At 56.8% G+C, this 20,965-nt stretch carries 17 protein-coding genes; 4 read left to right on the forward strand and 13 right to left on the reverse strand.

Going from position 1 to position 20,965, the window contains the following annotated elements; all coding sequences use genetic code 11:
• Positions 1–31 precede the first annotated feature (31 nt).
• The 9 genes from ABLQ08_RS25630 to ABLQ08_RS25670 form a co-directional block, all read right to left on the reverse strand.
• The gene (locus ABLQ08_RS25630) at positions 32–1,345 is read right to left on the reverse strand and encodes an aspartate aminotransferase family protein (protein ID WP_352948272.1); all 1,314 of its coding nucleotides are present in this window, start codon (positions 1,343–1,345) and stop codon (positions 32–34) included.
• Positions 1,346–1,367: 22 nt separating this feature from the next.
• The gene (locus tag ABLQ08_RS25635) at positions 1,368–2,750 is read right to left on the reverse strand and encodes an aldehyde dehydrogenase family protein (protein ID WP_352948274.1); all 1,383 of its coding nucleotides are present in this window, start codon (positions 2,748–2,750) and stop codon (positions 1,368–1,370) included.
• Positions 2,751–2,782: 32 nt separating this feature from the next.
• Positions 2,783–4,063: an NAD(P)/FAD-dependent oxidoreductase gene (locus tag ABLQ08_RS25640; RefSeq protein WP_352948277.1), complete on the reverse strand. Its 1,281-nt coding sequence runs from the start codon at positions 4,061–4,063 to the stop codon at positions 2,783–2,785.
• A gap of 214 nt (positions 4,064–4,277) precedes the next feature.
• Positions 4,278–5,606 carry a flavin monoamine oxidase family protein gene (locus tag ABLQ08_RS25645; protein ID WP_352948279.1) on the reverse strand — a complete coding sequence of 443 codons (1,329 nt, stop codon included), beginning with the start codon at positions 5,604–5,606 and terminating at the stop codon, positions 4,278–4,280.
• Positions 5,607–5,917: 311 nt separating this feature from the next.
• Positions 5,918–6,904 carry an agmatinase gene (speB, locus tag ABLQ08_RS25650; protein ID WP_352948281.1) on the reverse strand — a complete coding sequence of 329 codons (987 nt, stop codon included), beginning with the start codon at positions 6,902–6,904 and terminating at the stop codon, positions 5,918–5,920.
• A 424-nt stretch (positions 6,905–7,328) separates the two neighbouring features.
• Positions 7,329–7,922, reverse strand: coding sequence for a sarcosine oxidase subunit gamma (locus ABLQ08_RS25655; RefSeq protein ID WP_352948284.1), 594 nt, complete (start codon positions 7,920–7,922; stop codon positions 7,329–7,331).
• The gene (locus ABLQ08_RS25660) at positions 7,915–10,872 is read right to left on the reverse strand and encodes a sarcosine oxidase subunit alpha family protein (protein ID WP_352948287.1); all 2,958 of its coding nucleotides are present in this window, start codon (positions 10,870–10,872) and stop codon (positions 7,915–7,917) included. Before ABLQ08_RS25660 ends, ABLQ08_RS25655 begins: the two co-directional genes overlap by 8 nt.
• Complete coding sequence (locus ABLQ08_RS25665) at positions 10,869–11,156, reverse strand: sarcosine oxidase subunit delta (RefSeq protein WP_352948290.1); 288 nt, start codon at positions 11,154–11,156, stop codon at positions 10,869–10,871. Before ABLQ08_RS25665 ends, ABLQ08_RS25660 begins: the two co-directional genes overlap by 4 nt.
• A gap of 17 nt (positions 11,157–11,173) precedes the next feature.
• On the reverse strand, positions 11,174–12,424 hold the full coding sequence (locus tag ABLQ08_RS25670; RefSeq protein ID WP_352948366.1) for a sarcosine oxidase subunit beta family protein: 1,251 nt from the start codon (positions 12,422–12,424) through the stop codon (positions 11,174–11,176).
• A gap of 106 nt (positions 12,425–12,530) precedes the next feature.
• On the opposite strand from ABLQ08_RS25670, the gene ABLQ08_RS25675 reads away from it, so the two are divergent.
• From ABLQ08_RS25675 to ABLQ08_RS25690, 4 genes are all read left to right on the forward strand, one after another.
• On the forward strand, positions 12,531–13,493 hold the full coding sequence (locus ABLQ08_RS25675) for a GlxA family transcriptional regulator (RefSeq protein WP_352948292.1): 963 nt from the start codon (positions 12,531–12,533) through the stop codon (positions 13,491–13,493).
• Positions 13,494–13,787: 294 nt separating this feature from the next.
• Positions 13,788–14,111, forward strand: a complete 324-nt coding sequence (locus ABLQ08_RS25680) for a 2Fe-2S iron-sulfur cluster-binding protein (RefSeq protein ID WP_352948295.1) — start codon at positions 13,788–13,790, stop codon at positions 14,109–14,111.
• Positions 14,112–14,226: 115 nt separating this feature from the next.
• Positions 14,227–15,438, forward strand: a complete 1,212-nt coding sequence (locus ABLQ08_RS25685) for an NAD(P)/FAD-dependent oxidoreductase (RefSeq protein ID WP_352948298.1) — start codon at positions 14,227–14,229, stop codon at positions 15,436–15,438.
• Positions 15,439–15,636: 198 nt separating this feature from the next.
• Complete coding sequence (locus tag ABLQ08_RS25690) at positions 15,637–16,266, forward strand: helix-turn-helix domain-containing protein (protein WP_352948301.1); 630 nt, start codon at positions 15,637–15,639, stop codon at positions 16,264–16,266.
• Positions 16,267–16,356: 90 nt separating this feature from the next.
• Here the strand turns inward: ABLQ08_RS25690 and ABLQ08_RS25695 are convergent, their stop codons facing one another.
• From ABLQ08_RS25695 to ABLQ08_RS25710, 4 genes are read right to left on the reverse strand one after another with little or no spacing between them, the layout of a single operon-like run.
• Positions 16,357–17,403 (reverse strand): DUF475 domain-containing protein, encoded by a 1,047-nt coding sequence (locus tag ABLQ08_RS25695; RefSeq protein ID WP_352948304.1) that lies wholly within the window; start codon positions 17,401–17,403, stop codon positions 16,357–16,359.
• A gap of 3 nt (positions 17,404–17,406) precedes the next feature.
• Entirely contained in the window at positions 17,407–18,315 is a 909-nt protein-coding gene (locus tag ABLQ08_RS25700; protein ID WP_352948306.1) for an ABC transporter permease, read from the reverse strand.
• A 2-nt stretch (positions 18,316–18,317) separates the two neighbouring features.
• Positions 18,318–19,250, reverse strand: a complete 933-nt coding sequence (locus ABLQ08_RS25705) for an ABC transporter permease (RefSeq protein ID WP_352948309.1) — start codon at positions 19,248–19,250, stop codon at positions 18,318–18,320.
• Between the two features lie 11 nt (positions 19,251–19,261).
• Positions 19,262–20,908, reverse strand: coding sequence for an ABC transporter ATP-binding protein (locus ABLQ08_RS25710; RefSeq protein WP_352948312.1), 1,647 nt, complete (start codon positions 20,906–20,908; stop codon positions 19,262–19,264).
• Positions 20,909–20,965 lie beyond the last annotated feature (57 nt).

Consider the following 20,965-nt stretch of genomic DNA (forward strand, 5'->3'; position numbering starts at 1 on the left):
AGGCCCGGCATCTGCCGGGCCAGTTGGCAGATCAGCTGATCTTGCGGATCGCGGTTCTCACGATCCCGATCAGTTCTTCTATCTGGTCTTCGGAAATGATCAGCGGTGGTGACAATGCGATAATGTCGCCGGTGACGCGGATAAGCGCGCCTTGCTCAAAGCACTCCGTGAACACCTCGTACGCCCGCGCTCCTGGAGCCCCTTCCCGGCTTGCGAGCTCGATGCCCCCGACCAGTCCCAGATTGCGGATGTCGATGACATTCGGTTTGCCCTTCAGCGAATGCACCGCGTCTTGCCACTTGCCGTTCAGCTTTGCTGCCCGCGTCAGCAGCTCCCCCTTCTCGTAGATATCGAGCACCGCAAGGCCCGCGGCACAGGCAACCGGGTGACCTGAATAGGTGTAGCCATGGAACAACTCGATCATGTCTTCCGGCCCCTGCATGAACGCGTCATGGACGTGTTTCTGTGCGAAAACCGCTCCCATGGGCACGACACCGTTGGTGAGCCCCTTGGCCGTGGTGAAGAGGTCAGGCGTCACACCAAAAAACTGCGAGGCGAACGGCGTACCCAGACGGCCGAAACCGGTTATCACCTCATCAAAGATCAGCAGAATTCCATGCTTCGTACAGATCTCTCTCAACCGTTCCAGGTAGCCTTTGGGTGGTACGAGAACGCCAGTCGACCCCGCCACCGGTTCAACGATGCAGGCCGCAATCGTTTCAGCGCCGTGCAACGCAACCAGACGTTCCAGATCGTCCGCCAGATCGGTTCCGTGTTCCGGCTGACCTTTTGAAAACGCATTCTCCGGGAGATGGGTGTGACGCAAATGGTCGACGCCGGTCAGCATGCCGCCAAAGTGACGGCGATTGTTGACGATGCCACCGACCGAAATACCGCCGAAACCAACGCCATGATAGCCGCGCTCGCGCCCGATCAACCGTGTCCGCGACGCCTCCCCCCGGGCCCGGTGATAGGCCAACGCAATCTTGAGCGCGGTGTCCACCGACTCCGACCCGGAACCGGTATAGAAAACATGATCGAACCCATCTGGAGCCAACGCCTTCAGGCGGTTTGCGAAATCGAACGCTGGATTGTGGCTGATGTTGAAGCTGGGCGCATAATCCATCTCACTGAGTTGGCGGTAAACGGCATCGGCCACTTCCTGGTGGCCATGACCCGCATTGCAGCACCACAGACCGGCTGTTCCGTCGATAATCTGACGCCCATCTTCCGTCGTGTAGTGCATCCCGTTTGCACCGGACAGGATCTTGGGAGAGGCCTTGAATTGCCGGTTGGCCGTGAACGGCATCCAATAAGCGCCGAGATCTCGGTTCTGAATGTTCATGAAGTTCCTCTTTCCGCCGTAACTACAGCGCTTTTTTCAGATGGAAGGATTTTGGGCGGGTGAGAGACTGGTAACCGAGCACGGAAAGCGTCGTCCCGCGACCGGTGTTCTTGCAACCGGTCCAGCACACAGCCGGATCGAGATAGTCGCACCGGTTCATGAATACGGTTCCGGTCTCGATCTGCCGGCCGATCCGGGCAGCCCGGTCTGCGTCTTCGGTCCACAGGCTTGCGGTCAGGCCGAACTCGCTGTCGTTCATCAGACCGATCGCCTCTTCGTCCGACGACACTTTCATGATGCCGACGACGGGTCCGAAGCTTTCGTCGCGCATCACCCGCATGTCATGGGTCACGTCCACCAGAATCTGCGGCCCAAGATAGGCACCACCATCGTCAACTGCGAAATACCCTTCTGGAACCAGCGCTCTCGCACCATCTGCAATCGCTTCCCGGATCTGGTCCCGCACTTCGCTCGCAAAGCGCACATTGGCCATCGGACCGATCGTGGTTCCTTCTTCCAGCGGATTGCCAAGCTTGAGTTTCTTGACCTCGGCGAGAGCCATTTCTACGAAACGGTCATAGAGGCGTTCGTGAACGTAGATCCGCTCGATACCGCAACAGCACTGACCGGCATTGAAAAACGCACCGTCCATAAGAGCGGATACGGCGGCCTCCAGGTTGGCGTCCTCCATGACATAGGCCGGATCCTTGCCACCAAGCTCCGTGCCGACGCCCGTGAACGTGCCTGCGGCAGCTCTTTCCATCGCCTGGCCGCCGCCAACGGAGCCCGTGAAGTTGACGAAGCCGAAGTGGCCTTCGCCAATCAGGTCCGAGGTGGTGGCATGATCGAAGAAGACATTTTGCAACACATCTTCCGGAAACCCGGCTTCCTCAAAAGCATTTACAATGCGCTCACCGGCCAGCAGTGTCTGAGCGGCATGTTTCATGATCACGCTGTTACCGGCAATTAATGCAGGGACCAGCGAGTTGATCGTGGTCAGGTAAGGATAATTCCAGGGCGCAACGATAAAAACGATACCAACTGGCTCGCGCTCGATCCGGCGTTCGAAGCTGTCGCTGTCTTCAGCCACAATGGGTGCCAGCGCCGTCTCTGCGATGCCGGCCATGTAGGTCGCCCGCTCAATACAGCCGTTGAACTCGAAGAACTGCGCCTTGGGCCTTCCCATCATCATGGTCACTTCTTCGGCGGCCTCATCCTGATGGGTTGCCAATTGATGGATTGCCTTCATCACCAAAGCACAGCGCTCCGCCAAAGGGCGCGCCGCCCAGGACTTGCCTGCGATCCTGCTGCGCCGGATCCGCTCCTGCGCCTCCGCCCTGGGCATTGCCTGCCGCGCTGCGAACACCTCGCCATCAACGGGCGATATGCACCTGATTTCTGCCATGTTGGATCTCCTTCAGGGCGCTTACTGGGCGCTCAGCGCAGCTTTTCCCTGAGTTTGTAGTACATCATGCCCAGTGCGATGGCCTGGCTGCCGAGCGACCGGGTGAAGGGGAGTTTGAGGTGACGAACATTCTCGTAGATCAGGTATTCAGTAAGATCGCCGGCCAGCGCTTCGGCCATTATCTCTCCCAGGATGTGGGTCAGCGCGATCCCGTGACCGGAATACCCCTGCATGTAAAAAACGTTGTCACCGGCCTTGCCGACCTGCGGTATGCGGTTGAGCACGATCCCGTCGACGCCCGTCCAGCTGAATTCAATATCGACACCCTTGAGGCGTGGAAACGTCCGCTCAAGCGCCGGGCGCAGCTCCGCAGCGATATCCTTGCTGTCACGGCCTGAGTAATTGATGCCGCCACCAAACATCAGCCGGTGGTCGGCGGTGCAACGATAATAGTCCAGGACGAACCTGCAGTCGTAGACCGCCAGATTGTGCGGATTGATCTTGCGAGCAACCTGTTTTCCCAACTTGACCGTCGCCATGTTGGCCAGCGACGCCGGAAACAGTTTTCCGGCAAGGGTCTTCTGTTCGAGGAAATGATAGGCGTTGCCGGCGATCAGAACCTTGTCCGCCTTCACTCTGCCGTCAGCGGTGACCACGGTCGGACGGGAGCCGTGTTCGATTTCGAGAACACGCGAGTTTTCAAAAACCTTCACCCCGAGCGTTTCGGCTGCGCGCGCCTCGCCCACGCAAAGGTCCATCGAATGGACATGCATGTTGCGTCTGTTCACGAGGCCGCCACAGTAGAGATCGGTTTCCAGATAGTCCGGGATATCGCTGGCTTCGAGCAGTTCAAGATCGTCGGCCATGCCGCGTTTTTGCGCTTCGTCCTGAACGGCTTTCAATTCTTCCATGTGAGTGGGCTTCATCGCCGCCTGCAGATGACCGAAGCTGAGGTCACATTCTATGCCGTACTTCTCGATCCGATTGCGAATGATGTCGTGACCGCGCCATCTGGTCTGCCAGACGACGTCGTCGGCTTCCGCTCCGACAGTGCGCCGGAACTCCCGCGCCATGGCGACGTCACCCGACAGGCTGCCGGTTACCTGCCCGCCATTGCGACCTGTGGCACCCCAACCGATCTTCTCAGCTTCCAGCAGCGCCACGCTAAAGCCGCGCTCTGCCAGCTCCACGGCCGTGGAAACCCCGCTGAAGCCGCCGCCAACAATTGCGACATCCACATCGTAGGTGCCGGCCAACCGGGCAAAGCCCCTGGTATCACGGGCTGTCGCTGCATAATAGGAGTCTACGTGCATCTCATCCTCTTTTTGATCAAAAATAATTCAATCCAAAAGAGCTTGCAAGCGTAGACTTCACAATTTTGTTTCTGCTTGTTTTAATTAATCAAAATGCGCCAATACATCCAATACCGGTGATAACTCAGCATGATTGAAATTAATTTGATCAAATTAAAACGAGGCGCTGCATAGCTCGCACCGCCTCGCACCATCGCATAACCTCGGCACCAACTCACAAAGTACCGGAAATCTCCGCCGCAGCCGCCAAACCTGACTTATGCGCTCCGGCAACCGTGGCCCAATCATTCTCACTGAGCGCTTCACCGGCGAACCAAATCCGCCCTGCCTCCGGCCTGCGCAACTCAGCGCGTGACCACGCTCCGCCCGGTTCCGCCGATGCATAAGAACCATAAGTGAAGGGACTGGCAGTCCAGTCAAATGTCGAACTGTTGAGGACAGCGCTCTCAACACTGCTGCCGAAGGTCTTCTTCAGCTCCTCCAGAACATAGTCATACATTCCACCTGACCCTTCCTCAGACAGCTGCCGGGCAAATTCACCACCAAGGTCGCAGTAGGTAATGCCATGACCACCGGCATCGACAAGCGCCCCGAAACCCATCGGCGCACCGTTCAATGCCTCTGTCGATTTGAACGCAAAATATCCATCTTCCCCAACCCCGAAGAAGTTGTCCTTGAGCTGCAGCGCGACGTGAATGTAGTGCCCCATCGTCAGCACGCTGATCGCCTCTTGCTTCTTCACGGGCAGAGGTGGATCGAACTCAATATCTCCACTGGCAAGAACGCCTGTTGAAACGGTGACGACAACAGCTCGGGCCCTGATCGTACCGTTGTCGGTCAGAACCTCGACTCCCTGATCGCCCCAGCGAACCTTGCTTGCTGCGGTATTCAACGTGACCGGAACGTCGCGCGCGCTGTGCGCAAACAGAGCTCCGAAACCCTCACGACAATACCAGTCGGTTCCGTCTTCCGCCGTGTACCAGTCCGCGCAGGAGAAATGATCGAAATCTTTCGCAATTTCATACGCGCCTTCGTAGAGGTTCACGGTCAACGCCCAATCCCCCAGATCGGGCACAACATCAGCGGGAGCAATGTCTCTCCCTTTTCGGCCGGCTTTAGAGATTGCGCTCAGCGCCTTTCTGCGGGCCTTTTCGAGTTCCCTGCCCTCGTCTTCCGAAATCAGGCGATTTCCAACATAGAAAACCTCTTCATCCGGAGCTCTGTACATGTCGAAACCGTTGTTCTGCCCGTATTCAAGAAAGGGATTTTCTTCGCCAAAATGAAGCCAGTGCGCCCCGACATCATAGGGAGCCCCGAAGATCTCGTAATCGGTATGAACCCGCCCGCCTATGCGCCCATCAGCTTCGATTGTCGTGACCGTCAGCCCTCTGCGCCTCAACTCGCGCGATGCCGAAACACCCGCCGCACCAGCCCCAATGACCACCACATCAACATCCGCGGCATAAACCCGTCCAACATACAATGGCGCCGCCAGCGTCGCCGCACCTCCGAGCAGAAAGCTTCTCCTGGAAATCGCAATCATGATCACCTCATTTTTTGATCAAAATTTTTCTACGACACCCTCTTCAGAGACTCAAGTGCAGAAAAGTTACTATTTATCTTGTTTTACTCTATGCATTTTTCTGTTTCGGCTAGATTTAGTTTTGATAAAAATTCTTATTCAACGCCCCCCCGGAGAGCACGACAACGGGCTGCCATTGAGCAAAGACGTAAAGATCAGACCGCACTTGCCGAATGCGCCAGACACGAAAATCCAGAAAATTGGAGGCCAGACAGTTACGTTGAATTCCTGCCCAAATTGGCTGGAAGAGGAATTGAATTCTGACGCTGTCCTTACTCACCCATGGGCGTCGGCCTTGCGCCCCTGGCCCAGCTCTTCAGACACAAAAGTTCCGTCGCGATCATGGCAGCCGCGTTCGCAGTCATTTCCGCATGATCGTAAGGCGGCGAGACCTCGACCACATCCATGCCGACAAAATCCATGCCCTTCAGCTCACGGATTATCGACAAGGCCTGGTAGCTCGAAAGTCCACCAGGCACCGGCGTTCCTGTTCCCGGAGCCGCGGAAGGATCGAGACAATCGATGTCAAACGTCAGGTAAGACGGACCACTGCCAGTCACGTCCTTGATGACGGTCGCGATCTCAGACGCCTGCATTTCCTGAGCCTGATCGGCGAAGATCACAGTCATACCGTAGGATTTTTCGCCCAGATAGCAGGTCCTGATACCGATCTGGACAGAACGCTTCGGATCGATGATCCCTTCCCTGATCGCCCTGTTGAACATGCTTCCATGATCAATGCGGCCGGATGTGTCCGGCTCAACGTCCCGGTGAGCATCGAACTGAACAAGACCGATTGGCCCGAATTTCTTCGCATAGGCCCTAAGCGTCGGATAGGTGACGAAGTGGTCACCACCCAGAACCAGGGTCGAAACACCTTCTCCAATGATCCTTGAAATGTGGTCTTCTATCTCCTGAGGAATTTCGGCAGGCATGCCCGTGTCGAGCATACAGTCGCCATAGTCGGTCACCGCCAGCGTATCGAACGGATCGAACCTCCACGGCCAGACCGGGCCCCAGGAGTGCTGAGCAGACGCCTTGCGGATCGCCTCAGGTCCAAAACGGGTTCCGGGCCGGTTGCTGACCGACAGATCAAAAGGAATGCCGGTGACAGCCACATCCACACCCGCCAGGTCCTTGGTGTATTTCCTGCGCTGAAAACTCAAGGCTCCGGCATAACTCGCCTCGATGGAAGACCCCATCAGGCTTCGCCTCATGAAAGCCGCATCAACCAGTTCGTCGTTATCGGTCTCAGCCATCAATAGTCCCTCATTTTTCAGACCAATGAAGTTGTGCGGCTAATGAAAGAATCTGACCGGAAACAGATTGCCACCGGAGGCAGCGCCGCCCCAGTCGTTGCTTGGACGCTCCACCGTATCATCGACTCGCACAACTACTACTTTTGATCATATTATTCCAAACGGAGAAGTCTCACAATCCTTCGATTGCAAAAAGCATAGCCTCATCATAATCTAGACAGTGAATATTTTTGTTATTTCAGATAATTACCATTTTTTCTCTCTCTGGATGACTATTGAAAACCCCATTAGAATCCGGTTTCCAAACATTGCACTTTTAATCAAATATCAAAACATCGATCTCGACTGGTCCCAAATGAAAACAGGTGACCGGAGTCCGGCCACCTGTCTGTTTCATCGCAATGAGCAATTGCCTGGGCAATTTTTATCCGTGTGTCTCCTGGATTGCGACTGTCGATTTCAACGCCGTCAGGATTGCGTGGTGGAAGGAGTGCGCAAAGGAGCGTCCCGCGAAAAGCCGATAGTGGCGATCCTTTTCCAGGCAAAGCAGAAAACAGCCAACATGCTCAATGACCGTTCTGACAGCGGATCCGGCTTCCAGAGTCTGAGCATCAACCGCCGCCAATCTTTCAAACACCACCGGCAGATCGGATCCGGTAACATCCAGGCAGACCCAGCCGTCATTCTGTTCCGTGACGGAGGCCGTGTCTCCAAAGCGTTCTTTCAGTTCTCTTGCCAAAAGCTCGTGATCGTCATGGCTGGCCGCAACCATCCACTGATCCGGCCCGATCCAGAACGCAACGTGATCTTCCCCTTCAACCAGGGTCCCCGCTTGGGGCACGGCGCTGCCGAGAAGTGCCGCCAGATTGGCCGCAACCTCTTCACCGTGAGTGGACCGGGCGGCGACCGAAGCAAGGGCGAGCGACCGGTTTTCTTCCAGTTCATAGGTCGCGACTTTTTCCGGGACGGAGTTTCCCTGGCCAAGTGCAGGCGTGGGTGTGAGGCGATACTCAGACACGGAGGCGTTCTCCTTCAGGATCGACGAAATGCGGGCTGACGACCTTGGCCTTCAAGGTGACACCTTCAAGCGGGTTGGCAACATCGATCTGTTCTCCCAGGCGATCCGATCCGCGCTGAAGGAAACCGAGTGCGATCGACTTCTTCAGGTGAGGCGAATAGGCCGCAGACGTGACCCAGCCTTCATCGTTCGACGCCACTTTCTGGCTTCCCTCGACAAAGAGGTGGCTGCCCGCCGGAAGATTTGCGGCCGGGTCAATTGCCTCCAGCCCGACGAGGCGCAATCCATCATCGCCGGACAACCCTTCACGGCGTGACAGAACGGCTCCGATGCTGTCTTTCTTGGTAGATACCATCCGTCCCATGCCGAGGTGCGCCGCAGACGTTTGGCCATTCAGCTCATTCCCCGCTGCATGCCCCTTTTCGATACGCAGTACACCAAGCGCCTCAGTGCCATAGGGCGTCACGTCAAACTCCTCCCCGGCCTGCATCAGAACCCGTATGAGGCTGTCGCCATAGCGTGTCGGTACCGCGATTTCATAGGCAAGTTCACCGGAAAACGAGATCCGGAACAGGCGTGCCCGCACACCGCCGCACACGGTGATTTCCGCGCAGCCCATGTATGGAAAGGCTTCATTGGAGATATCGAATTCCGGATCGACGATCTTTTGCAGAAGCTTTCGGGAATTCGGACCGGCCACGGCATATTGAGCCCAGGCCTCTGTTGTCGAAATGAGCTGAACATCCAGGTGCGGGCACAGGCATTGACGGACAAACTCCATATGCCGGTAGACGCTGACCGCATTTGCGGTTGTCGTCGTGACGACGAAGTGGTCCTCGGCAAGCCGTGCTGCCGTGCCATCATCCATGGCAATGCCATCTTCCCGCAGCATGAGACCATACCGCGTCTTGCCGACAGCCAGCTTGGCAAAGCCGTTACAATAAACCTTGTTGAGGAACGCTGCCGCATCCCTGCCCTGAACATCAACTTTGCCAAGCGTGGTCACGTCACAGACGCCGACGGAGCTGCGCACCGCCAGAACTTCCCTGTCCACGCTCTGGCGCCAATGGGTTTCGCCAGCACGTGGGAACCACTGCGCCCGCAACCACATGCCGGTCTCGACGAAGATGGCCCCCTGTTCTTTCGCCCAATCATGGCTGGGTGTCCTGCGCACCGGACGAAATTCCTCATCTCGGGAGCGGCCGGCAAATGCGCCGATGGCAACAGGTGTGTAAGGCGGCCGAAAGATCGTCGTGCCGGTTTCAGGGATCGATTTGCCCGTCAGTTCGGCCATGATTGCAAGACCGCCGAGATTGGAGGTCTTGCCCTGATCTGTCGCCATGCCAAGCGTGGTGTAGCGCTTGAGATGCTCGACCGAAAGAAAACCTTCCTGATGAGCCAGCTTCACATCCTTAACCGTGACATCGTTCTGGAAATCCAGCCAGGCGCGGCCTTTGCCCTCGCCCGAATGCCAGAAGGCTGAAAGTGTGGCCGGACGGTCGTCAGCCGCAGGCACTGATATCGCGTCAGCATCGAACCCAAGTGCACTCAAGGCTTCGACGGACCGCGCAACGCCCTCCTTCAAGGCGCCAGCGGTCGACAGTGTCCCATTGGCTGCACCTGCAACCGTCATTCCCACCGGCAGGCTTTCCCCCGGAACGAAGGCTGCGATTTCCTCGTTCCAAACAGGCCGGCCTCGTTGATGGCATGTCAATGCGACAGCCGGGTTCCAGCCGCCGGAGACGCCGAGAGCACCGCATGAAATGGTCCGGACCCCTCCGTCAGCAAGACGCACCTTGATCTCCTTGAGGCCAAGTCGCCCGGCTGCATCGATTACCTTTGCACCGGCAAGAAGCGGATAATCGCCCAGGGAAGTCGCTTCCGGGCGCACATCAATCACCGCCTTGACCTCAACACCCTTTTTCATGAGGTCACGTGCGGTCCGGTGGCCATCATCATTGTTGGTGAAGACTGCGATGCTTTTGTCAGCTGTAACCGACCAACGGTTCGCATAAGCGCGCATCGCGCCCGCCATCATGATGCCCGGGCGGTCATTGTTTTCAAAGGCAATTGGCCGTTCGGTGGCCCCGGCACACAGGATCGTCTTGCCGGCATAGATCCGCCACAGGATCTGACGCGGCAGGTCGGGATTGGGGGAGGCCAGATGATCGCCCACTCGCTCCAATGCCCCGTGGATGCCATGATCGAATGCCCCGAACACGGTTGTTCTGGAGAGAATGCGCACATTTTTGCAGCTGCGCAATTCCGAGACGGTGTTTCCAAGCCATTCCCGCGCAGGTTTTTCATCGAGCGCCAGGTCTTCCGAGATGAGGCGCCCCCCGAGTTCGAAATCCTCTTCGGCAAGGACAACCCGTGCTCCGGCTCTGGCCGCGGTCAGTGCCGCGGCGAGACCGGCAGGACCGGAGCCGATCACCAGAAGATCACAATGAAGGAAACCCTTCTCGTAGACGTCCGGATCGGCTTCCATGGAGATCGAGCCGAGACCGGCGGCCTTGCGGATGATGGGCTCGTAAACCTTTTCCCAGAAGGCTTTCGGCCACATGAAGGTCTTGTAGTAGAAACCGGCGGTCAGAAAACTTGAGAACGCATCATTGATGCCCATGGCGTCGAATGCCAGGGATGGCCAACGGTTCTGGCTGGTCGCGCTCAGGCCATCGAAGAGCTCGGCGACGGTAGCGCGCGTGTTCGGCTCCCGCCTCGCGCCGTTGCGCAATTCGACAAGAGCATTGGGCTCTTCAGATCCGGAGGAAAGAACGCCGCGCGGCCGGTGATACTTGAAACTCCGCCCCATCAGCTTGACGTTGTTGGCCAGAAGCGCCGAGGCGAGCGTATCTCCCTTGAAACCGGAATAGACCTTGCCGTCAAACGTGAAGGAAAGTTGCTTGGAGCGGTCTATCAGCCCACCGGCGAGACGGTTTGCCTGTGTCATCGGTCAGCCCCTTCCCCAAGAGCGACATCGCGCGCCATTTCCACCTTCAGGATTTCGTGTGTTGTCGTGTCGCGGGTGACCACAAGCCAGGAACGGTCGCCCTGTTCGTGGAACCACAATTCACGATGAAGACCTGCAGGATTGTCGCGTTGGTACATGTAGTCGTGATACGCTTCACCAGCGCCTTCGACCTGCCAATCCGGCCGGTTCAGCAGGGATGCGTCCCCAAGATAAACGAATTCCTGGGCGTCTCTCGGACCCAAAACAGGATGCGGAATAATCATCGGTCTTTCCTGAGCCTCTAGTGCAGATTGGGTTGGGCACCGACGCCCTTTTCGTCGATCATCAGACCCTTTTCGAACCGGTCGAACCGGTAGGCGGCGGCTGTATCGTGAGGAGCATCGGTGGCAAGGAGATGGGCAAAGACCATGCCCGATGCCGGGGTTGCCTTGAAGCCGCCGTAGCACCAGCCACCGTTGAAATAGAGCCCCTCGATCCCGGTGCGGTCGATGATGGGAGAACCGTCCATGGACATGTCCATGACCCCGCCCCACATGCGCAACAGACGCGTGCGCCCGATGATCGGCATGAGAGCCATGCCGCCTTCGCAAACATCTTCCACCACCGGCAGGTTACCCCGCTGCGCATAGGTGTTGTAGCCATCGAGGTCACCGCCGAAGACAAGTCCACCCTTGTCGGACTGGCTGACATAAAAATGCCCTGCACCGAAGGTGATGACGCCCGGAAGAACAGGCTTCAGGCCTTCTGAAACAAACGCCTGCAGTACGTGGCTTTCTATGGGAAGGCGCATGCCGGCATGAGACATGACTTTTCCCGAAGATCCGGCTACGGCAACGCCGACCTTGCCTGCTCCGATATATCCCCGGGATGTTTCCACGCCCAGAACCCTGTTTTGCTCGATCCTGAAGCCGGTTACTTCGCAGTTCTGTATGATATCGACCCCGTGTCTGTCGGCAGAGCGGGCGTATCCCCAGGCAACGGCATCGTGACGAACAGTGCCACCGCGGCGGTGCATCAATGCGCCCTTGATCGGAAAGCGGGCATTGTCGAAATTCAGGAAGGGAGCTTCGCGCCGAACGCCGTCGGCATCCAGCAGCTCCGCATCCGATCCGTGCAGGATCATGGAGTTGCCCCGCCGCCGGAACGCATCTCGTTGCGCGTCTGAATGGAAGAGGTTCATCACGCCGCGCTGACTGACCATGGCGTTGTAGTTCAGGTCCTGCTCCAACCCTTCCCACAGCTGCAAAGAGAGTTCATAAAAAGGTTCATTGCCCGGCAGCAGATAGTTGGATCGGATGATCGTTGTGTTCCTGCCCACATTGCCACCGCCTATCCATCCTTTTTCCAGGACGGCAATGCGGGACTTTTTGTAAACCTTGGCAAGATAATGAGCGGTCGCGAGACCGTGTCCGCCACCTCCGACAATGACAAAATCGTAAGCGGATTGCGGTTCGGGATTTCTCCAGACCGGCTTCCATCCGCCATGACCTGTCAAGGCCTCCCTGATCAACCTGAAACCGGAATAAGTCACCTTGTCCTCGCGCTGTTTGATCACCCAAGTTTGGCAGCAGACGGCGGGAAAGTTTTTTTAATCCGGCCATATTGTTCTCTTATCGCGTCACCGTTATAGAAATGCGATGATGCGAAACGAAACGAAACGGAAAATCGGCTTCTTTTTCATTGACGGATTTGCCCTGTTGTCGGCAGCCGCAGCGGTCGACCCCTTGAGGGCCGCCAACCTCCTGGCAAAACACACCCTCTACGAAATCAAGTTTTTCTCCAAAGATGGCGGACCGACCTTTTCCTCGTGTGGCGCATCATTCGATACGACCTGCCTGACGGGGCCGGATCATGGACTTGATATCCTGTTTTTTGTCGCCGGAGGCGACGTCATGGCGTTCAAGGATCCGGCTGTTACCGGACTGTTGAGGTCGCTTGCTGCACACGGGACCCATCTTGGTGGAATTTCAGGCGCTCCGGTTCTTTTGGCAAAAGCCGGCATCATGGAGAAACGCCGCTTCACGGTTCATTGGGAGCATTTTGAAGAGCTCACGGAACTTTCCGACCGGTTTCTGATGGAGCGTCGCCTCTTCATAATCGACAGGGACAGGTACACATGCGCCGGAGGAATGGCGCCGCTCGACATGATGCACGCCCTGATTCAGTCGGATCATGGCTCGGATCTTGCCCGAGCAGTCAGTGACTGGTTCATTCACACGGAGATCAGAAGCCCCGAGCAACCTCAGAAATCCGGGTATGCCGGAAGCAACAAAAACCTTCACCCGGTTGTTCTCAGTGCACTGGACCTTATGGAAAACCACATCGCGGATCCCTTATCCTTCAAACAGATCGCTATGCTTGCCGGGGTCAGCCAACGCCAGCTTCAGCGTCGCTTTGACCAGGAACTGGGCACCGGCCCCATGCAGTGCTACCTGGACATCCGTCTCGACAAGGCAGACGAGCTGACAAGGAAAACGAGACTGCCGTTTATGGAAATCGCGTTGACCACGGGCTTCGTGAACCAGGGGCATTTCGCAAAGGCCTTCAAGGCGAAGTTCGGCATCCCGCCGTCCGAGCGCCGGAAGACCGTGAAAGACTGAAGCGGGCCCTCTTTTGAAGGCAATCGGTGATCTCCAGCATTCCCATCGATCTTTTCAACCGGTTCGAGGCACGTCGACCGAGCATCTGCCGGGTTGACTGCCAACGCTCATTTTTCATGATTACGTAGAATTTTGTAAGTTTAATTTCTAATTCGTTAAAATTTTTGAGTTGACAGAGATATTGATCGCGCATTTCTTAATTTACCTACGAATTCCGAAATGACCGCAAGCTCTGCTCGAGTTCTAGAGTGACAGTCAAACCAGGCATGCAAGGCAAATTGACAAGGTAGTGAAATGGCAAACATCACATACGTGGAGCATGACGGAACCAGGCATGAAGTGGAAGTCGCCAACGGCTTGACGGTCATGGAAGGTGCTCGCACAAACAACATTCCAGGTATCGTTGCCGAATGCGGCGGCGCCTGTGCCTGCTCAACCTGTCACGTATATCTCGACGAAGCCTGGATCGAAGGTGTTCCGGCCAAGGACGACATGGAAACGGAAATGCTGGATTTTGCCAGCGAACCCGACCTGGTTCGTTCTCGCCTGACCTGCCAGATCGAGGTGACAGACGCGCTGAACGGCTTGATCGTTCACATTCCGGAAAACCAGTTTTAGTGATGCTCACGGCGATCCGGTGGCACGGTTTGGCGAAAATTCCGGTTTCCCGGACAAGGAAGGTCCTCGAAATGTTTCTCAGCAATAGCTGCTCTGCCGGCGGAGGCGGCACAAGATGAACCGTGTAGTCGTAATTGGGGCCGGACAGGCCGGATCGTCTCTGGTGGCAGGATTGCGCAAGGAAGGTTTTGACGGAGAGATTACTCTTGTCGGCGCGGAGCAGGCCCTGCCTTATCAGCGGCCGCCGCTCTCCAAGGGCTACCTGCTCGGTGAAATGGATCTGGATCGCCTCTATTTGAGACCGGACAGGTTCTACGAAGAGCAGAACATTGCTCTGAAACTGGGCAGACAGGTTACTGGAATCGACCCGGTCGCAAGAACGATCACCTTCGAGGAAGAAACCCTTGCCTATGATCAGCTGGCTTTGACCACAGGATCTCATCCGCGCCGGCTACCAGATACCATGGGAGGCGGTCTTGCCGGTGTCCACGTGCTGCGCAACCTGGCCGATGTCGATGGACTGATGCCGTATGTGTCGCGCGGCGCCAAAGCCCTGATTGTTGGTGGGGGCTATATTGGGCTGGAGGCGGCTGCGGTCTGTGCCAAATGCGGCGTGGAAGTCACGCTTCTGGAGGCAGCCGACCGTATTCTTCAACGCGTGGCCGCGCCGCAGACCAGCGATTATTTCCGCGCCCTGCACAAGAACCACGGTGTTGACCTGCGCGAAGGCGTCGGCCTGGAGCGGCTGGCCGGTGCCGAAGGCAAGGTCACGGCAGCAGTCCTCAGCGACAAATCCGAACTGTGCATCGATTTCGTCATCGTTGGCATCGGGGTCGACCCGACGACCCAACTGGCCGAAATGGCAAACCTGGAGATCGACAATGGCGTGCGTACAGATGCCTTCGGCCGCACGTCGGATGCCGCCATCTGGGCAGCCGGCGATTGCGCGTCGTTTCCCTTCAACGGTGAAAGGATCCGCCTGGAAAGTGTACCGAATGCCATCGAACATGCGGAAACGGTTGCGAAAAACATGCTCGGTGCAGACAGGGAATATGTCGCCAAACCCTGGTTCTGGTCGGACCAGTACGATGTGAAGCTGCAAATTGCAGGACTGAACAACGGCTATGATCAAGTGGTCTCGCGAAGGGGCGAAGGCCTCACCACCTCGTTCTGGTATTACAGAAAAGAGCATCTGATTGCAGTGGAAGCGATGAACGATCCGCGCGCCTACATGGTCGGCAAGCGATTGATCGATGGCGGAAAGAATGCCGATCCGGTCCTCGTCGAGGATCTCAACACGGATCTGAAGCAACTGCTAAAGATGTAAGGAAGCGCTTCAGGTGCTTGTTGTGCTGCTTAAAGCTCCCGAGAATGTCGCCTCTGCGACCGTCGGCGACCGGCCCATAAGTCGCAGGTTTCCTGCTGCGCCGGACATGTCTCGCTTTCGCCCGGAAGCATCAATGGCTTGATCTGAAATCCATGTTGTCGGACAAGGGGGCATGTCTACCAGCCGGGCGAATGTGTCTTGAAACATCGAAAACTTTCTCAGGATCCGCACAAGGTTCGCGACGGCGTCGAAAGAAACCTTGAAGAAGCCATCGGACGTGAAGTACGGGCCATTCGCCGCCAAAGGGGCATGAACGTCTCCGATCTGGCAAACGCGGCGGATCTTTCGGTCGGCATGTTGTCGAAGATCGAGAACGGCAACATCTCCCCTTCGCTGACGACACTACAGGGCCTGGCGAATGCCCTGAACGTTCCGCTCAGCACTTTGTTCCTGCGCTTTGAGGACACCAGGGAGGCAGTCCTTACGACTTCCGGAAACGGCGTGGAGATTGAACGTGCCGGGACGCGGGCGGGACATCAGTACAATCTGCTGGGTCATCTGAGCGCCAACACCAGCGGCGTTGTGGTGGAACCCTACCTGATCACGCTCACCGAAGAGTCGGATGTCTTTCCCACCTTTCAGCATGACGGAATTGAGATGCTCTACATGCTGGAAGGAGAAGTCGACTACCGCCATGGCGACCGGCTCTATCGCCTTAAGCCGGGCGACACTCTGTTCTTTGACGCAGACGCGCCTCACGGCCCGGAAGTCCTGGTGGATCTGCCCATCAAGTTCCTGTCGATCATCTCCTATCGTCAGTCGCGCTGAGAACGATTGGACTTCAAAGATCCAACGGCAGACGGGAAACGTCCATGTGCACCGATGCCTCGATCTGTGCCGTTCCGCTTTGCAGACCGGCTATCCCTTTTCCGCTTTGCGGTACTCGATCGAGCGCCAGCCGGCAAAGAGAATGAGAGAGGCTCCCACCAATCCGGTGAACACTTCCGGCACATGCATCAATGACTGCATGAACATGATCGCGGACAAGATGAAGATCGAATAAAACGCGCCATGCTCAAGAAAGCGAAATTCTGTCAAAGTCCGATTTTCAACCAGCATGATTGTCATTGAACGCACGTAAAAGGCGCCGATTCCCAACCCTATGGCGATCAGAAACAGATTGTTGGTCAGCGCGAAAGCTCCGATGACGCCGTCAAGGCTGAAGGATGCATCCAGCATTTCAAGATAAAGAAATGCTCCCACTCCGCCCCGTGCCATGTGACCCGGCAGATTGGCTTTTTCCCCCAGAAAGTGCCCCAATGCCTCAAAACCAAGAAAAGTAAGAAGGCCGAGAATAGCTGCGAATACGAACTCGCTGGCCTTGCCGTCAGGCAGAAAACCGGAGACGACAAGAATGATGATCAGCACAAGCGCGATTTCGAGGCCTCGGATGGAAGCGCATTTACGAAGCTGGCATTCCAGGCTGCGTATCCAGTCCACCTTTTTGCCTTCATCAATGAAAAAACAAAGGGCAACCATCATGAGGAACGTGCCACCGAACGCTGAAATCGAGATATGCGCGCCTTCAATGATGCGTGCATATTCAGCTGGATCCGCCGCTGCCAGGTAGATCGCCGACAAGGGCCCGATCTGAGCAGCAATCGATACGATCGCAAGGGGAAACACAATGCGCATTCCGAAGACAGCGATCAGGATTCCCCAGGTTAGAAAGCGGCGCTGCCAGACAGGCGTCATCCGGTTGAGCGTGTTGGCGTTCACGACGGCATTGTCGAAGGACAATGATATTTCCAGTACTGCGAGCACGCTGGCGACAATCAGAAACGAAAGCGCACCGCTTATGCTCTGTTCATAACTCCACCCCACCAGGACTGCACCGGCAAGACCTGCTCCGGTAAAGACAAGCGGCACTCTGAACAGCCGCGCTGATTGCCGCATCGAAGTCATGCCTTACCTCGGACGGGTTGCAGTGGTTGGGTCGAGCACATCGCGCAGCCAATCCCCGACAATACTCATCGACAAGGTCGTGAAGAAAATCGTCAGGCCAGGCAGCCCTGCGATCCACCACGCATTCAGGAGGTAATCGCGACCGTAGCTCAGAAGGTTGCCGAGCGAAGTGTTGGGCGGCTGAATACCGACACCGAGAAAACTCATCGACGTTTCGAGGATCACGGTTTCAGGAAAGTTGATCGACACCTGAACGATCAGCGCGGCCAGGATATTGGGAAGAATGTGGCGGAGGTAAACCCGCATCGTTCCGGCCCCAAGGAGGCGAACGGAAGCGGCGTATCCATGGTTCACCGCTGCCAGCGTCAGGCCGCGGGAGATACGGGCATAGCGCTCCCAGCCCTGAAAACCGACCAGCAGAACGAACAGAAGCAAGTTGCCGGTTCCAGTCACCGCGATGACGGACAGTGCGATGATCACAAATGGCATCGATGCCTGGAAATCCACCAGGACCATGATCACATCGTCCACCCATCCTTTGAACCTTGCCGCGACAAAGCCGATGGAGCTGCCGACAATGGCGCCAAAGAACGTGCCGAATACCGCCACCAGCATAGTTAGCTGGATCGACGCGAACAAACGGCTCAGGAGGTCACGCCCCAGATGGTCGGTTCCCAAAAGATGAAAATCACCATTCATTGCCGTGCTGCCTGGTGGCAGCAAGCGGGAAAGCAGCGACGTCGCCTGGTAGTCGTAAGGCATGATCAACCGGGCAGTCAGTGCAATGAACAGGATCATGGCCAGCCAGGCGATCGCGACGCGGACCAGACCTGGCGATTGCGCCAGCGTCACGAAAAGCCTTTTCCACCACGAATGAGGGGCGAATTCTGCAATTGCATCGGAGTGGGACATGGTCATTCTCCCGATCCGGTGCCGTAGCGCTGACGCGGATCAATAATCAGATAAAGGATGTCGACTGTCAGGTTTGCGATCACCATCGATGCGGCCGTCATCATGACAATGGTTTGCACGACCGCTAGTTCGCGCGAGGAAACGCTGTCAATGAGAAGCCGACCGATTCCAGGCCACGCAAAGACGGTTTCTGTGACGATCGAACCGGAAATGAGCGCACCGACCATGAAACCGATCACGGTGATGGAAGGAATTGCGGCGTTCGGCAGCGCCACGGTCCAGATGATCGCCCGTTCGCTCATTCCGCAAGCTCTGGCTGCGCGAATATAGGGCGCATTCAGAACTTCAAGCATTGAGGATCGGACATACCTGGCGATGACCGCACCGCCAGCAGTTCCAAGCGTGATAACCGGCATGATCAGGTTGTACCAATGCCCCGATCCGAATGCCGGCAGCCATCGCAAGTTCACGGAAAACACCAGGATCAGCAGGATACCGAGGAAGAAATTCGGCAGGCTGAAGCCTGTCACCGAGAGCGTCATGATCAGCCGGTCGACTGCCGAGCCTCGATTGACCGCAGCGGCAATTCCCATCGGAAACCCGATGAGCAATATGAATAGAAATCCTGTGAGTGTCAGTTTCAGGGTCGCCGGCACACGCTCCAGAACTATGTCCAGAGCAGGGCGTCCGTCACGATACGCATTTCCGAAATCACCTGTTGCCAGGTTTTTCCAGTATTCCGCGTATTGAACGCCCAGCGGCCGATTGAGCCCCCATTGCTCGCGCAATTGCTCCATGATCGCCGGGTCGGTGTCGTCAGGCATCATCGCCGACACAGGGTCGCCGGTGATCCTCAAAACAAAAAACACGAAGGTGACCACCAAAAAGAGGGTCAGGGCAGCGCGAAAAAGTTTGCGCAGGATAATACGGGTCATGTCGTCACCTTCTACTCAGCGGCACTTTGGGACAGCACATCGGGAATTGCGGCCAGCAACTCGCGGGTATAGGGGTGCCGCGGATTGGCAAACATCGCATCTGTACGGTTGAGCTCGACCAGTTCCCCTTTGCACATGACAGCAACACGATTGCAAAGTCCGTGGATCAGCCGCAGATCATGGGTCACGAAAACCAGTGACAGGTGGAATTTTTCCTGCAGGTCCTGGAGCAGTTCGATGATGCGCGCCTGGACGGATACGTCCAGCGAGGCGGTCGCTTCGTCGCAAATCAAAAGCTTCGGCTCAAGCGCCAGGGCGCGGGCGATCACCGCACGTTGGCACTGCCCACCACTGACTTCGTGCGGATAGCGCTCCCCATGCGCGGGGGTGAGTTGAACAGCTTCCAGAAGCTCGTTTCGCCGGACAAATCTTTCTGCCGGCGACCCGATCCCATGGATCACAAAAGGCTCTTCGATCTGATCACCCAGGGTGGCGCGCGGGTCGAGCGACAGATACGGATTTTGCGGGACCAACTGCACCTTACGGGCAAAAGGTTTGTATTCGCGCGTTCCCAGAAGCGGAACAGGTTCCCCTTCGAACAGCGCCGAACCTTCGGAAGGAGGTTCTATCCCAAGCATCAGCTTGCTGATTGTCGATTTGCCGGAGCCACTTTCACCGATCACGGCCAGGCTGTCTCCTGTGCGAAGGGCGAGCGAGACATCCTCAACCGCACGAAATGTCCCCTTGCGTGTCTTGTAGTCACAGGCAACGTTTCGCAGTCTCAGCAAGGCTTCGTCCGCGATCTTGCTCTGCGGCGGCGTGGACGGACCCGGGTCGTCATGCGGCAGGGCGGGCATCGCCGCCAGCAACTTCTTGGTATAGTCGTTTTGCGGGTTGGTCATGATCTGTTCGACAGAACCACGCTCCAGGAGCTTGCCCTTGTACATGACCGCCACCGTGTCACAGAGCTCGCTCACCACACCAAGATCATGGGTGACAAAAACCACTCCCATTCCGGTTTCATCACGCAATTTGCGGATCAAATTCAGGATCTGCGACTGAACGGTGACATCGAGTGCAGTGGTCGGTTCATCTGCAAACAACAACTCAGGCTTTCCTGCCAGCGCCAGGGCGATCATGACACGCTGGTTCTGACCACCTGAGAGCTGAAACGGGTAGGAATGAAACCGTTCTTCCGGATCGGGCATTTCGACCTGCCGCAACAGGTCGAGCGCGGTCTGCCGCGCTTGAGAACGGGAGACGCCTCGCAGACGGGCAACCGTGTCTGTCAGCTGTTTGCCGACTTTCTGGATCGGATTGAGCGAAGCGTTGGCATCCTGGAACACCATGGCCGCCCCGCGGCCACGCAAACTGAGAAGATCCTTCCGGTCTGTGGTCCGGTCGATGTGTGTGTTGGCGACTTGAATATGGCCGTCAATCTGCCATTCTTCGCTGAGCAATCCCATGGCAGCCAGACAGGTGACAGACTTGCCGCTGCCGCTTTCACCGACAAGTCCGACAATCTCACCCTTTCGAACGCTGAGCGAAAAATCATCGACAACGCGGAGCCCGGCACCGTGACCGAGCGTGATTGACATGCGATCAATTTCGAGCGGCAGATGTTCTTCGCAATGTCCGTTTTGGGTCTCTAATGTCATTCGTTTGCTCACACCTAAGGCGCCGCGCACCACAAGAATGCCGACCACTCACGTTGA

Source organism: Roseibium sp. SCP14 (genome assembly GCF_040329475.1).
In the GTDB taxonomy this organism is placed as follows: domain Bacteria; phylum Pseudomonadota; class Alphaproteobacteria; order Rhizobiales; family Stappiaceae; genus Roseibium.